Origin of the sequence: Ruegeria sp. HKCCA4633, from assembly GCF_013034605.1 — a bacterium.
GTDB lineage: Bacteria > Pseudomonadota > Alphaproteobacteria > Rhodobacterales > Rhodobacteraceae > Ruegeria.
Window position 1 is genome coordinate 371,227 of the sequence record NZ_WQGJ01000003.1, and the last position, 15,000, is coordinate 386,226.

The 15,000-nt window shown below is 57.5% G+C and carries 10 protein-coding genes; 4 read left to right on the plus strand and 6 right to left on the minus strand.

What is annotated here, in order from left to right; all coding sequences use genetic code 11:
- Positions 1-33: 33 nt before the first annotated feature.
- Complete coding sequence (locus GOV85_RS11175; protein ID WP_171178035.1) at positions 34-540, minus strand: ureidoglycolate lyase; 507 nt, start codon at positions 538-540, stop codon at positions 34-36.
- A complete protein-coding gene (gene puuE, locus GOV85_RS11180) occupies positions 537-1,955 on the minus strand; it encodes an allantoinase PuuE (protein WP_171178109.1) in 1,419 nt (472 codons plus the stop codon). The genes GOV85_RS11175 and puuE overlap by 4 nt, the downstream gene beginning before the upstream one ends.
- Before the next feature lie 164 nt (positions 1,956-2,119).
- Here puuE and uraH point away from each other — a divergent pair, with 164 nt between their 5' ends.
- Positions 2,120-2,476 carry a hydroxyisourate hydrolase gene (uraH, locus tag GOV85_RS11185; protein WP_171094280.1) on the plus strand — a complete coding sequence of 119 codons (357 nt, stop codon included), beginning with the start codon at positions 2,120-2,122 and terminating at the stop codon, positions 2,474-2,476.
- 18 nt (positions 2,477-2,494) lie between these two features.
- Here the strand turns inward: uraH and GOV85_RS11190 are convergent, their stop codons facing one another.
- A complete protein-coding gene (locus GOV85_RS11190) occupies positions 2,495-3,415 on the minus strand; it encodes a LysR family transcriptional regulator (RefSeq protein ID WP_171178037.1) in 921 nt (306 codons plus the stop codon).
- A gap of 96 nt (positions 3,416-3,511) precedes the next feature.
- Between GOV85_RS11190 and GOV85_RS11195 the strand changes: the two genes are divergently transcribed.
- The 3 genes from GOV85_RS11195 to GOV85_RS11205 all read left to right on the plus strand — a co-directional run bounded on the left by GOV85_RS11195 (position 3,512) and on the right by GOV85_RS11205 (position 10,767).
- Positions 3,512-4,777, plus strand: a complete 1,266-nt coding sequence (locus tag GOV85_RS11195; RefSeq protein ID WP_171178039.1) for a urate hydroxylase PuuD — start codon at positions 3,512-3,514, stop codon at positions 4,775-4,777.
- Between the two features lie 99 nt (positions 4,778-4,876).
- Entirely contained in the window at positions 4,877-6,682 is a 1,806-nt protein-coding gene (locus GOV85_RS11200; RefSeq protein WP_171178041.1) for an autotransporter assembly complex family protein, read from the plus strand.
- Positions 6,679-10,767: a translocation/assembly module TamB domain-containing protein gene (locus GOV85_RS11205; RefSeq protein WP_253282787.1), complete on the plus strand. Its 4,089-nt coding sequence runs from the start codon at positions 6,679-6,681 to the stop codon at positions 10,765-10,767. The genes GOV85_RS11200 and GOV85_RS11205 overlap by 4 nt, the downstream gene beginning before the upstream one ends.
- Positions 10,768-10,771: 4 nt before the next feature.
- Here the strand turns inward: GOV85_RS11205 and GOV85_RS11210 are convergent, their stop codons facing one another.
- The 3 genes from GOV85_RS11210 to fdhF all read right to left on the minus strand — a co-directional run bounded on the left by GOV85_RS11210 (position 10,772) and on the right by fdhF (position 14,990).
- Complete coding sequence (locus GOV85_RS11210; protein ID WP_171178043.1) at positions 10,772-11,293, minus strand: thioesterase family protein; 522 nt, start codon at positions 11,291-11,293, stop codon at positions 10,772-10,774.
- 13 nt (positions 11,294-11,306) lie between these two features.
- The gene (locus GOV85_RS11215; protein WP_171178045.1) at positions 11,307-12,092 is read right to left on the minus strand and encodes a cyclase family protein; all 786 of its coding nucleotides are present in this window, start codon (positions 12,090-12,092) and stop codon (positions 11,307-11,309) included.
- Positions 12,093-12,206: 114 nt separating this feature from the next.
- A complete protein-coding gene (gene fdhF, locus GOV85_RS11220) occupies positions 12,207-14,990 on the minus strand; it encodes a formate dehydrogenase subunit alpha (protein ID WP_171178048.1) in 2,784 nt (927 codons plus the stop codon).
- Between the last annotated feature and the right edge of the window lie 10 nt (positions 14,991-15,000).

Below are 15,000 nucleotides of genomic sequence, written 5' to 3' on the forward strand. Positions count from 1 at the left end.
CCTCTCAGTCAGAGTTCACGGGGGTATTGCCGCTTATCCCGCGGCTTCGTTGGGTTTCGGCACCACCTCATAGGGTGTGTCGAACCAGTGTTCTTCCAGATTTGATCCGGTGCCGATCCTGTCCACCACCGCAAATAGACCCGGGCCATGTAGAGGTGTCAGAACGCCATGCCATGTACCGCGGTGGTAATTCACCATCTGGCCCGGCTTGGTTATGAACGCGCGCGGAACGCCCGGTTCCCCGGCATTGTCTGCCGCGACGACCACCAGAAAAGGCTGATGCGTCATGGGAATGAAAGCCTGACTGCCATCCGGATGGCGCTCGACCATCTCAAGCGTGTAGGGCAATGAACGGGGGTTGGCGTTGAACAGGCTCAGCCCAGCCCGACCATCAGAAAAATCCAACCGCGCGCGGTCGTGAAACCGCCCGCATTGCCCTTGGTTGATGATCTTGTCGGGCGGTCCAGACGCCTCGATCAAATCGCCAAAAGGGGCAAATGCGTCTGCCGAGATTATTTCTGTCACGATCTGCCGGGTCATGCGGGCAACACATCCCTCAGACGAAACTCGGCGATCCGTTCAACCTGACGGCAGGCTTCGGCAAATTCCGTTGTGCGATCCTGTTCAATGCGTCGCTGAAAGGCTTCGAGGATCGACGCTTTGTTATGGTCCCGTACCGCAATTATGAAAGGGAACCCGAATGCCTGCGTGTAGCGCTGGTTCAGATCGGTAAACGCCTCACGCTCGGCATCGGTCAGTGCGTCCAAACCCGCTGACGCCTGTTCAGACGTGCTTTCCTGTGTCAGCCGCTTGGCCTGCGCCAGCTTGCCCGCCAGATCCGGATGCGCGGTCAGAACGCCCAAACGCTCGTCTTCTGAAGCCGAACGGAACATGCGCGTCAGCGCGTTGTGCAACCCGCCTGCGGTGTCATGTGCCGGGCCCAGCTCCAGATCAAAGGCGCGGTCAGCAATCCAGGCCGAATGCTCAAAAACACCGCCAAATGCCTCGACAAACGCGGTGCGGTCCATCTGTGACGGACGCACGCGATGCACCGGCGGATGGGAGGTTGCCCAATGTTGCGCGATTTGCAATCGCGTTGCGAACCAGACATCGGCAAATCCCCGTGCATAGTCCAAGAACCGTTTCAGCGCCATCACACGCCCCGGTCGGCCAATCAGGCGGCAATGCAAACCGATCGAGAGCATCTTGGGAACGCCCGCCTCACCCTCAGCGTACAGTGCATCAAAACTGTCTTTCAGGTACGCGAAGAACTGATCACCCGAATTGAACCCCTGCGGGGTGGCAAAACGCATGTCGTTGCAATCCAGTGTGTATGGCACGATCAACTGATCCCGCCCACCTGTCTGCAACCAATAAGGAAGATCGTCCGCATAGGTGTCGGCGACATAGGCAAACCCGCCCTCTTCCGCGACCAGACGCACCGTGTTTTCAGAACAGCGCCCGGTATACCACCCGCGCGGGCGGTCACCGACAACTTCTGTGTGCAGACGTATGGCCTCGGCTATTTGTGCGCGTTCTTCGTCCGGGGTCATATCTTTGTGTTCGACCCACTTGAGACCGTGGCTGGCGATCTCCCAACCAGCGGATTTCATCGCCGCCACCTGATCGGGCGAACGCGCCAGAGATGTGGCCACGCCAAAAACCGTGATCGGAAGATCCTTCATCAGCCGATGCAAACGCCAGAAACCGGCGCGCGCGCCGTATTCATAGATCGATTCCATATTCCAGTGCCGCTGACCTGGCCATTGCGCGGCCCCCACGATCTCGGACAAAAACGCCTCGGACGCGTCATCGCCGTGCAGCACGCAGTTTTCGCCACCCTCTTCATAGTTCAGCACAATCTGAACGGCCAACTTGGCCCCGCCCGGCCATTTCGCCTGCGGAGGGTGTGCTCCGTATCCGATCATGTCCCGGGGGTAACGCGGCGGCTGCATGGTATGGTCCATTTCTATTTCCGTTTCCAACAGACTTACCCCAGAACGCAGCAGTTGATTATCAAATCAATCCGAACGCTGTTTCCGGTTCTTTCGGCATTTCAACTGTTTCGAACTTTGCGCCAGACTGTCAAATATCAAAAGGCACATGTTAGGAGAGACCCGTGGCTGGCTATTTGACAACCCATGTTCTGGATACCGCACGTGGCTGCCCTGCCGAGGGGTTGAAAATCGCGCTTTACAGCGTGTCCGGAAACTCTCATCGAAAACTGGTTGAGATGGAAACCAACGCGGATGGCCGTACCGACAGCCCGATATTGCCGCAGGACGCATTTAAAACAGGCACTTACGAACTGATTTTCTTTGCAGGCGATTACCTGCGTGCAACAGGTCAGGACGGAGACGACCCCTTGTTTTTGGATCAGGTTCCTATCCGGTTCGGCATGTCCGACGCAGAAGCACATTACCATGTCCCGCTTCTGCTATCGCCCTATGGCTATTCGACCTATCGTGGGAGTTAATTGAGCCGGGGGCGGCTCTTAGGCTGGGAGCTTGGCGCTTCGAACGATTTTTCCGATCCGTTCGATCATGAAATCCATAAATAAGCGTGCTTTCGGGTCTTGATGTCGCCGGTGGGTGTAAAGACAGGCCATTTGCACGGGAACCGGTGGTGTTGCGGTTGCAACCGGAACAAGACGCCCTGATTTGAGGTGTTCGGCGACCTCAAAAACGGGTTTCATTGCAATCCCTTGCCCTGACAAAGCCCAATCTGTCAGCACGTCTCCATCATCACATTCAAACCGACCCGACACCGCAAATCGTTTCGGTCCCTCGGGGGTTTCCAGCATCCATTGAAACTCAGCCGCTCCCGGAAAGCGCAGGTTCAGGCATTCATGTTTGTCGGCGACCAGATCAGCCCCGGTTGTTGGCATTCCACGACGCGACACATAGTCGGGGGCGGCACAAAGCACCCGCTGACAATCTGCGATCTTACGGATGCGCAGGGTGCTGTCTTCGGGTTGGCCAATAAAGAATGCCAGATCCAGCCCTTCGGTTGTCAAATCGACGGACCGATCCGTCAAGCGCAATCGCACGTCAACTTCGGGGTATTCCGCCAGAAAATCAGGAACATGCGGTGCCAGCAGTCGGCGACCCACCCCCAGCGGCGCCGCCGCAAACAATGATCCACGTGGGGCTTCGGTCAGATGGGTCACCTTAGCCTCGGCATCATCCACCGCGTCCAGAACCGCAACCGCACCGGGATAAAACGCTTTGCCTTGCTCGGTCGGAGACAGATTGCGTGTCGTGCGCTGAAACAGGCGTACACCCAAGTGATCCTCGAGCTGAGAAATCCGCGCCGAAGTCACGGCCGGAGATATTCTCAGGTCGCGCCCCGCAGCGGACATGCTGCCCAGATCGTAGACCCTGACAAAGGTGCGGATATTGTCGAGATAGGACATCTTTTCGTTTTTTTTGATACAGTTTGACAATATACGGGAATACCGAAGAAAAGCCTGTTTGCCTAGTGTGGTGGCAACCAATCGGAGACCTCTGACATGTACGACTTTGCCGTGTTCTGGGACTGGATGGCGTTTGCCGTGCGCTGGTTGCACGTGATCACCGCAATGGCCTGGATCGGATCCTCATTTTATTTCATAGCGTTGGACCTGGGGCTGAACCGCAATATTCCGGGTCCGGCGGATGGCGAGGAATGGCAGGTGCATGGCGGCGGCTTCTACCATATCCAAAAGTATCTGGTTGCCCCTGAACGGATGCCCGATCACCTGACCTGGTTCAAATGGGAAAGCTATTCAACCTGGCTCAGCGGTGCAGCGCTGCTGATGATCGTCTACTGGGTTGGAGGAGAGCTGTATCTGATCGATGCGGAAAAGGCCGATCTGGCCCTTTGGCAAGGCATTCTGATCTCGGCAGCCTCGCTGACCGTTGGATGGCTGGTCTATGATTTTCTGTGCAAGTCCGGGCTTGGGGAACGCCCTACTTTGCTGATGGTTTTGCTGTTCGTGCTGCTGGTCGCGATGGGTTGGGGCTACAACCAGATCTTCACCGGGCGTGCGATGATGCTGCATCTGGGCGCGTTCACCGCCACGATCATGACGGCAAACGTGTTCTTCATCATCATGCCCAATCAACGCATTGTGGTGGATGATCTGAAAAACGGGCGCACACCGGATCCGAAATACGGCAAGATCGCCAAGCTGCGCTCGACGCACAACAACTACCTGACTTTGCCCGTCCTGTTCCTGATGCTGTCGAACCACTACCCGCTGGCGTTCGCGACGGAATACAACTGGATCATCGCCGCACTTGTGTTCCTGATGGGTGTCACCATTCGGCACTATTTCAACACCCGCCATGCCCGGGCTGGCAATCCGACCTGGACGTGGTTGGCCACGGCGCTGCTGTTCATTGCGATCATGTGGCTGTCGACGGCCCCGATGTACCAGCCGCTGGAAGAGGCAGAGGCACAGTCCCTAACGCCGTACGAACAGAAATTTGCGGATGCAGACGGGTTCGAAGACGCCCATGACATTGTTCTTGGGCGTTGTTCAATGTGCCACGCGCGCGAGCCGGTCTGGGAGGGCATTCTTTGGGCCCCCAAGGGTGTGCTTTTGGAAACCGAGGCCGACATCGCCAGAAATGCAAATCAAATCTATTTGCAGGCGGGCGTGACCCACGCGATGCCTCCGGCAAACGTAACTTATATGGAACCCGAAGACCGCCAGGCCATCATCCGATGGGTGCGTAACGCCGGACTGCAGCACAAACGCAATTTGCCCCAAAAATTCGCGTCAGGCGAATAATCTCTTTCCCAGATCGCATTCAGATGCTCTAACCTGAATGCAAAGGACCGTGGCAAACGCGGTGTATGATATTTGGAACTGGGACATTTGGGGCAATTCATGCAAAGGTGCAAGCCGCAAGGCCGTCTGAGGCGCTGGCTGAGTGTCGCTGTTGTGGCGTTGGCTCCAAACGTGTCACTGGCATTGGAAACCTCTCTGATTGCACCAGGTGCGTCCAAGGAGCTGGTGGATCGCCTGACAGAGACGTCATCCGTCACCACCGCAGAAGAGCGCGGCCTGGACACCCCGCTTGAAATCCTTTCCGCCGCGCTGTCGGATTACCGCACAATTGTGCAGATTCTTTATGATGAGGGGTATTTCAGCCCTGTCGTCAGCATCAAATTAGACGGTCAGGAAGCCGCCGAGATAAGTTCGTTGACCGTGCCTGCCAAAATCGACCGAGCAGCAATTACGGTTGAGACTGGACCCAGCTTTAAATTTGGCACTGCCACAGTGCAACCACTGGCCCCTGAAACCGTTCTTCCGGAAGAGTTTGCCACCGGCAAACTGGCCACAACAGGCGCCATTCAGCAGGCCACTTCGGCCGGTGTGCAAGGATGGCGGGATGCAGGCCATGCAAAGGCCGGGGTCGCTGGGCAAACCGTCATCGCGCGTCATTCACAGGCGCAGCTGGACGCTCAAGTCACTCTGGAGCCGGGGCGCAGGCTGACATTTGGCAAGATGTTCATCAAGGGCGACACAGATGTGCGCCACAGATCCATCGAAAAGATCGCTGGTTTCCCAAGTGGCGAGGTTTATTCGCCTGAAAAGATCCAAAAGGTCGGAACGCGTCTGCGCCGCACCGGCACGTTCAACGTCGTCTCGCTTCAAGAGCGCGAGACACCAAACCCGGATGGAACGCTGGACTTCGATGCCACGTTCGAGGACCTGCCCAAGCGACGGTTGACCTTCGGGGTCGAACTGGCCTCGCGCGATGGCGTTGACGTCACCGCGACTTGGACCCATCGCAACATGTTCAAACGTGCCGAGCGTTTGCGCTTTGAAGCGGCGATACGCAATATCGGCGGGGCCGAGGATATCGATGGCCGGATCGGGTTACGCCTGGATCAACCGGATCGCCTCGGGCCGGACGACAACACGTTCTGGAGCGCATTGCTGGAACGGCGCAACACGGAAAACTACAATGTATCGGTTGCGTCCTTGGCCTATGGTGCACGCCGCACCTTTTCCGACAATTTGTATGCCGAGGCGTCCGCCGGATTTCAACTTTCAAACGCCGATGACGCCTATGGCAGCGGTCGCAAGTTCAGGTATTTCATCCTGCCCTTCCGATCTGAATGGGACCAACGCGACAGCAAAGTAAGCGCCACGCGGGGGTTTTATTTGGATTCGCAAGTCATGCCCTTTGTCGGAATTTCCGGAACGGACACCGGTATCCGCCTGTTCTTTGATGGCCGGGCTTATACAAGCCTAGGAACCAGCGGTCGGATCGTTCTGGCCGGGCGGGCACAATTGGGCTCAGTCATCGGCCCGCCTGCAGATGGCGTAACGCCCGATTTTCTGTTCTTCTCGGGCGGCGCGGGCACTGTTCGCGGGCAACCCTTCGAAAGCCTTGGCATTCCAGTCGGAACCGGCATCGCAGGCGGCAAGTCGTTTATCGGTTTGTCTGGCGAAATCCGCGGCAAGATCACTGAGAGCCTGTCACTGGTCGGGTTTTATGACTACGGTGTTGTCGATACGTCCTCGTTCATTGGCAGCGGTGCAGAAGATCACGCCGGCGCCGGTATAGGCGTAAGATATGATCTGGGCGGATTTGGACCTTTACGACTTGATCTCGCCTATCCGGTGAGTGGCCCCACCGGGGACGGCCTGCAGTTTTACATCGGGATCGGACAGGCATTTTGAAACGTCACCTTTCATATACTCTGTTGATCGGAACGCTGACGTTTGCACCTGTCGCCGGACTGGCGCAGGAGGATGAAGGCGGCAGCATGATCGAAAGGTTCCTGCAGGACACGCTGTCAGGAGACGATCAAAACGTGACGGTCTCGGGTCTGCAAGGCGCGCTGAGTTCGCGGGCTACAATCGACGAGATCACTGTTGCCGATGACGAGGGGGTCTGGCTGACCATTAAGGATGCCGTGCTGGACTGGAACCGACTGGCATTGATCCGTGGCCGGTTTTCCGTCAACGCCTTGACTGCACAGGAAATTGACATCGCCCGCACCCCGGGCACAACCACCAAAGATACGCCGCCCCCAGCAGCCGAAACGCAAGCCTTTCAACTGCCCGAACTTCCCGTCGCCATTGAAATCGGTGAAATCAGCATCAGCGAACTGTCTCTGGGCGAGCCGCTGATCGGCGTTGCGGCAGAGTTGGCAGTGAATGGTAACCTGTCGTTGGCGGATGGTACGCTGGACACCAATCTTGATATCACGCGCCTGGACCGCGCCGGGGACGAAATCAAGCTAAGCGCAGGATTTCAGAACGCCGACAGCCAGATCGATCTTGACCTACAAGTGACCGAGGCAGCGGGCGGCCTGATTTCGACGGCTCTCAAGATCCCAGACAGCCCACCCATTGGGTTGACCGCAAAAGGGTCTGGGCCAGTAAGCGACTTCACCGCCGATATTGGTCTCAGCAGCGATGGCCAGCCGCGTGTGACCGGGCAGGTCCGACTCCGTTCAGCCCCGAACGCTGCGGCAAGCGCAGATGAAGGCATTGCCTTTACCGCCGATCTGGGCGGTGATCTAACACCCTTTGTCGCCGACAACATGGATACGTTTTTCGGCACCAAAACACAGTTGTTCGTGGACGGTCGAACCGAGCCGGATGGCGCGCTGAACATCAGTGACCTTGAGCTGACATCGCAAGCGCTGAACCTCGAAGGTGAACTGCAACTCGCTGCTGGTGGCCAACTGCAATTGGCCGCTTTGCAGGGGCGGATCACGCCGCCGGAAGGGCAAAGCGTGGTTTTGCCGGTTTCGGGCGGCGAAACATCTATTGAGGCGGCACAGATTTCAGCGCTGTTTGACGAGAAAAACGGCAACCTGTGGGATCTGAGTTTGACGGCCAACGGTATCAAGACGCCACAGATCGATTTGCAACGCGCGCAGATCTCGGCACAGGGGACGCTGGAACAGGGATCGGCCCTGCAACTGGATGGCGATCTTCAGGCTGCTCTGGACGGCATCGACCTGGCTGACGATGCGCTGAACGCAGCCGTGGGCGAGCGCGTCACGCTGGATGGTGTGTTCGCCTATGGCAGTGATCAAACGGTAAACCTGTCTGGCGTGGAGCTGGTTGGTTCTGATTATGAACTGGGGCTAGACGCGGTGATCAGCGGCCTGTCCACCGGTCTGGCCGTAGATGGCACAGCCACGTTGCAGGCGGCGGACTTGTCACGGTTTTCGGATCTCGCGCAGATGGAGCTTGGCGGTCGAGCCTCTGCCCGGCTTGTCGGGAAAGGCTCTCCTTTGGAGGGCAGCTTTGATGGCAAGCTCGAGGTCGAAGGTAATGACCTGTCCACAGGGCGCGATGACATCGATCCGGTCATTCGCGGCGACACCAAAATCACCATGGACGCTAAGCGCAGTGCAGATGGGATTACGATCCGGGACTTCACCCTGATCGGCGACACACTGCGCGCGCAAGCTGATGGCGCAGTGACGACCCCCGGCGGCAACCTGACCATCGACGGGCAGGCCACGGTTAATGCCCAGGATCTTTCCATCTTCTCCGGCCTTGCGAATCGTGAGCTTGGCGGTGCCATACAGGCACAGCTGAGCGGTAAAGGCGCAGTTCAGACGCTGGAATTCGACGGCACCGCCAGCGTAACAAGCCGAGACATCAAAACTGGTATGTCCGAGATCGACCCCCTGCTTGTTGGTCGGACCGAGATTACCTTTGATGGCGCGCTTAGCCAGGATCAAATCGTGATCCGGGACGCCAAGGTGAACGGAACCGCCCTAACGGCCCAAGCGGCAGCTACGATCGACGATCCGACAAATGCGTTGGCTGTGGATGGACAAGCCAGCCTGAATGTCCCAAACCTGTCTTTGTTCTCGGGCCTTGCCAAACGCGATCTGGCCGGATCGATCAAAACCGACCTATCGGGCAAAGGTGCTGTAGGCAGCAAGAGCTTTGACGTGAAAGGCAGTCTTGATGCGAATGATATCAAAACCGGAATCGACACTGTTGACAAACTGATCCAAGGGCGCACGACCTTGACCGTGGATGCGCAGAATGGCGATGAAGGGCTTGATATCCGCAGCTTCCGATTGAAGGGAACCGCCCTGTCGGCAGAGGCTTCCGGCAAACTCGACCGCGACGCCGGAGGGTTAAGCTTTACAGCCGCCCTGGACGATCTGGGCCGACTGTCTAAAACCGTTACAGGCCCATTGAAACTGGATGGAAACGTTGCGCCCACAAGCACTGGTTTCGAAGGCACTGCCAATTTGCAGGGGCCTGACAGCTCTTATGCCAAAGTCGCGGGTTCAGTTGACACGAATGGCGCAGCGGACCTGGATTTCGACGCAAAGTTTAACCGTATCGAAAGGTTTGTGCCTGAATTCCCGGGCACCATCGCAGCTTCGGGCAACGCAAAGCGGGACAATGGGCTTTGGACCATCGACGCCAAAGCCGAAGGGCCGGCTGACATCACCAGTACCGTAGCCGGAACCTTTGATGAAACCAGCACCCAGGCGGATCTGACCGCGCAGGGCGGTGTCAATCTTGGGATTGCAAATATCTTTATAACGCCCAACAAGATCGAAGGGTCGGCACGTTTCGACCTGGCCTTGAATGGCGCACCGTCTTTGGCTTCTCTCAGCGGGTCGATCACCACATCTGGCACATCACTTGCCATTCCCGGTGCTGGCCAGACAATCACCGGTATCAGCGGTCAGATCGATCTTGCGCAAAGCCGTGCAACCATCAACCTCAGCGGTGGTGTGCGGGCTGGTGGTGGTTTTACCGTCAGCGGCCCTGTTGACCTCGCGCCTCCGTTTAACGCTCAGATCACCACCGCGTTGAACAGTCTCGTGCTAACGGATCAGTTGCTTTACGAAACCACCTTGAACGGCCAGATCGCAATGACCGGGGCACTGGCCGGAAACAGTTCACTGGCCGGGCAAATCACGTTCGACGAAACAAACATCAATCTTGCAGCCGCCTCAGGCGCGGTCGGCGCAGCCCCAATCCCCGAGATAAAGCATATCAACGAAAGCCGCTCTGCTTTTGTCACGCGTGAACGCGCGGGGCTGGTTGTCACAGAAGAAGCTAGCCAAAGCAATTCCAGAATTGCGCTGGACATCAGCCTGCTGGCCCCCAAAGCCGTGTTTGTTCGTGGGCGGGGCGTGAACGCAGAGCTGGGCGGACGGATTTTCATCGGTGGCACCACCGCTGCTGTCGTTCCATCGGGTCAGATCGAATTGATCCGAGGCAATTTCGACATTCTGGGCCGTAGGCTGGCCCTGACCAAAGGCATCGTCACGCTGCAGGGCGACTTGACGCCTTACATCGAGTTCGAATCCTCGGCCAGCACCTCTGATGGCACCGCAACAATTGAGATTGCGGGACCGTTGGATTCACCTGAAGTGGATGTGTTCTCTAACCCCGAACGCCCGGCTGAAGAGGCGTTGGCAATGCTGCTGTTTGGAAACCGGTTCTCAGAAATATCGCCATTCCTGATCGCACAGATGGCAGCGTCGCTGGCACAACTCAGCGGCGCGGGTGGCGACGCAACCAAGGGTCTGCGTGAATCCACCGGCGTGGATACAATTGATGTCGGCGCATCGGAAAGTGGTGCTGGCCGGTTGGGGGCTGGCGCCTATCTGGGTGAGAACCTGTATACCGACTTTACCGTCAACACCGAAGGTGACACCGAAGTGAACCTGAACTTGGATGTGACTGACAACTTTACCGTCAAAGGCACAGTTGATGGCCGCGGCGAAACCGGCATCGGGGTGTTCTTCGAACGCGATTACTAAGGCGTCATTTTCGGCAAATACCAATCTGCTGCCCAATCTGGGGCGCGGGTGGCAAAGACGCGTGATCCGACACCATCCGTGCCAACCGAGTGACCGCCCAATCCGGATAGGGTTCAGAGCGACCTGTTCTGTGGCTGACATTCATGAACAGCACTTCTTGCGTGGCACATACAGTCTGGTCGGGGGCCGAGATCATCTGACCGAAATAGTGCCCACGTTTGTGATCTGCATCCAACAATCGAAACTGGAAATAGATCGTCATGTCGTCGGTCACCTCGCGCAGGAACTGCATGTGGGATTGCAGGACGTACGGCCCCTGCCCCAACGCGTGCACCTGAGGTTCTCCAAGACCCAATTGATCGACAAGCAGCCGTTCGAAGGCCAGGTCGAACGCGACGCCATAGTAGCCGACATTCATATGCCCGTTGTAATCGATCCAGTCTGGTTGCAGCGCAAACTCGTGAATTTCAACAGGCGCATCGTACGGGCCATCATGACCACCTAATGGCTGTGCATCTTGTGACATGGCTGAACAGTCCTCACTCGTCCGGATCTTCAAAGATCGCAACGGCGCGGATGAACCCTGCCGAGGCACCTTTGATCTTGAAAGGGAAACAGGAAATTTCAAACCCTGTCGGCGGAAGCGTTTCCAAATTGGTCAGCTTTTCCATGTGGCAATACCCAATCTCCATCGAGGCGCGGTGCCCTTCCCAGATGATCGAGGGGTCTTTGGTATCTGCATATTCCTGCGCGGTCAGCGGGAAGGGTGCGTCCCAACTCCAGGCATCTGTTCCGGTCACCCGCACCCCGCGTTCTGTCAGGTACAAGGTCGCCTCACGTCCCATACCGCAGCCTTTCATCAGATAGTCAGGTTGGCCATACTGTGTCCCTGCAGACGTATTGACCACCACGATATCCAACGGGTTCAGCGTATGACCGATCCGCTTCAGTTCGGCCTCGACATCCGCTGCGGTAACCACATAGCCATCCTCGAAATGACGGAAATCCAGTTTGACACCGGGGTTCATGCACCATTCCAGCGGCACCTCATCAATGGTGATCGCCCTCTCGCCTTTGTTCATTGTGGAATGGTGGTGGTAGGGCGCGTCCAGATGGGTGCCGTTGTGCGTCGCGATTTGCAAACGTTCCAGCGCCCAACCCTCGCCACCCGGCAGGTCTTCTTTCGCAAGACCGGGGAAAAAGGCCATGACCTGCTCGGCAGTTTGGTCATGTGTCAGGTATTCGATCTCGGGCAGCATGATCGGGGGGTCCGATACGATGCCGGTTTCCAGCGGAACGGACAAATCGACGAAACGGCGAGGCATATGCAACTCCATCAGAAGAACAGCCACAGGGTTGGCCGCGCGTAAGCTGCTGTCAAGACGCGAAAAAGGCGGCCCGCTAAGACCGCCTTTTCGAAAGAGTAAGTGGCGCAGAGGTTATTCCGCTGCGATGGCGTCTTCGATCTTTTCGACCTTGATCGCCGAGAACTTGAACTCGGGGATCTTGCCATAGGGGTCGATGGCCGAATTGGTCAGCATGTTCGCAGCCGCCTCGACATAGGCAAACGGGATGAACACCATACCCTCGGCAATTGCACGGTCGGCGCGCACCATGATCTCGATGGAACCGCGACGGGTCGTCAGACGGATCATTTCACCCGGTTCGATCCCCATCAGCTTGAGCGTACGCGGATTCATCGAACAGTTCGCTTCCGGCTCTACCGCATCCAGAACAGTGGCACGGCGGGTCATAGAACCCGTATGCCAATGCTCCAACTGGCGACCCGTTGTGGCTATCATCGGATACTCTTCATCCGGAGCTTCATCCGGTGGGATGATACTGGCCGGGGTGAACCTGGCCTTACCATCAGCCCGTGGGAAACCGTCGCCAAACACGATGGACTGGCCCGGATCGGTTTCGCTGAGCGACGGGTAAGTGATCGTTTCAGTTTCCAGACGCTCCCAGGTGATGTTGTCCAGTGACTGCATGGTTAGCTTCATTTCGTTGAAGACCTGAGACACATCTGTGTAATTCCAGTTCAGACCGATACGCTGCGCCAACTCGACAGTGATCGCCCAATCCTCGCGCGCCTCACCCGGAGGTGCCACGGCAGGACGTACACGCTGTACCTGACGGTTGGTGTTCGACACCGTGCCGTTCTTTTCATAGAGCGCCGAGGCAGGCAGGATGATGTCGGCATAGTTCGCCGTTTCAGTCAGGAAAATGTCCTGCACGATCATCAGATCCAGCTTGGCCAACGCATCGCGGGCGTGGTTTACATCCGGGTCGGACATGGCCGGGTTTTCGCCCAGAATATACATACCCTTGATGTTGCGCGCATAGATCTGATCGATGATCTCGGTAACTGTCAGGCCCTTCTCATTCGAGAAATCATCCGAGCCCCAGACCTCGGTGAACTGAGCCCGGATATTGTCATCCGTGACCGTCTTGTAGTCTGGCAGGAACATCGGGATCAGGCCCGCATCAGATGCGCCTTGAACGTTGTTCTGACCCCGCAGCGGGTGCAGACCCGCGCCGGGCTTACCGACGTTGCCGGTCATCAGAGCAAGGCTGATCAGGCAGCGCGAGTTGTCGGTGCCGTGGATATGCTGGCTGACGCCCATGCCCCAAAAGATCAGACCGGCCTTGGCCTGCGCAAAGGTGCGCGCGACGCGGCGTAGCTGATCGGGTTCGATGCCACAGATCGGAGCCATTGCCTCTGGCGTGAACTGGCGCAGATGTTCTTTCTCGGCCTCCCAGTTCTCGGTCCAGCGGTGGATGTACTGGCTGTCGTAGAGTTCCTCTTCGACAATCACGTTCATGATCGCATTGAGCATCGAGACATCAGCACCCGGGCGGAATTGCAGCATTTCGTCAGCGAATTTGCGCATGCCGACACCGCGCGGATCCATCACGATCAACTTGCCACCGCGCTTGGTGAATTGCTTGAAATAGGTCGCAGCAACTGGGTGATTTTCAATCGGGTTCGCCCCGATGATGATCGCCACATCCGCGTTTTCAATCTCGTTGAAGGTCGCGGTCACAGCACCCGAGCCGACGTTCTCGATCAGAGCCGCAACGGACGACGCGTGGCACAGACGGGTGCAGTGGTCGACATTGTTGTGCTTGAATCCCTGACGGATGAACTTCTGGAACAGATAAGCTTCTTCGTTAGTGCACTTGGCCGAACCAAAGCCTGCCACGCTGCGCGGATCTTCGTCGCGCAAGGCTTTTAGCTTGGTGGCGGCCAGATCCATCGCCTCTTCCCAGGTCGCTTCGCGGAAATGGGTCGACAGGTCTGATGGATCGACGTTCAGGCCCTTTTCAGGGGCGTCTTCGCGCCGGATCAACGGCTTGGTCAGGCGGTGCGGGTGGTGGATGTAGTCAAAGCCAAAGCGGCCTTTGACACACAAACGGCCTTCGTTTGCGGGGCCGTTGATGCCCTCGACATATTTGACCTTACCGTCTTTAACCTTCAGCGAGACCTTGCAGCCCACACCGCAGAACGGGCAGACGCTTTCGGTTTCGCTGTCGTAGTCTTTGCTATCGCCCAGTTGCTGGTCGTCCAGCACGGTGGCGGGCATCAGCGCACCGGTCGGGCAAGCCTGAACACATTCACCACAGGCCACGCAAGTTGATGCGCCCATTGGGTCGTTCTGGTCAAACACCACCTGCGCAGTGTGGCCGCGACCGGCCATGCCGATCACGTCATTCACCTGCACGTCGCGGCAAGCGCGGACGCAGAGGTTGCAGTTGATGCAGGCATCCAGATTAACGCGCATCGCGACGTGGCTGTCATCCAGCAGCGGGATTTTCTCGGCCTCTTTCGCCGGGAAACGGCTGTCGCTGACATCGTTCAGCTTGGCGATATCCCAGAAATGGCTTGAGGTGTCGTGCGCTTCCTTTGGCTGGTCCGCGACCAGCAGTTCCATGACCATGGCGCGGGACTTCTCGGCACGCGCGCTGTCGGTTTTCACAACCATGCCGTCCGCCGCAGGACGGATGCACGAGGCGACCAACGTGCGCTCGCCTTCGACCTCAACCATACAAGCGCGGCAGTTGCCGTCGGGTTTGTAGCCCGGCTGAGGCTTGTGGCACAGGTGCGGAATTGTGAAACCTTGCCCTTTGGCGGCTTCCCAGATGGTCCAGCCTTCGGGCACAGTGACATCTTCGCCGTTCAGGTTGAAGGTGACGGTCTTGGTTGGACTTGCGTCAAGCATGGCTCTGTCT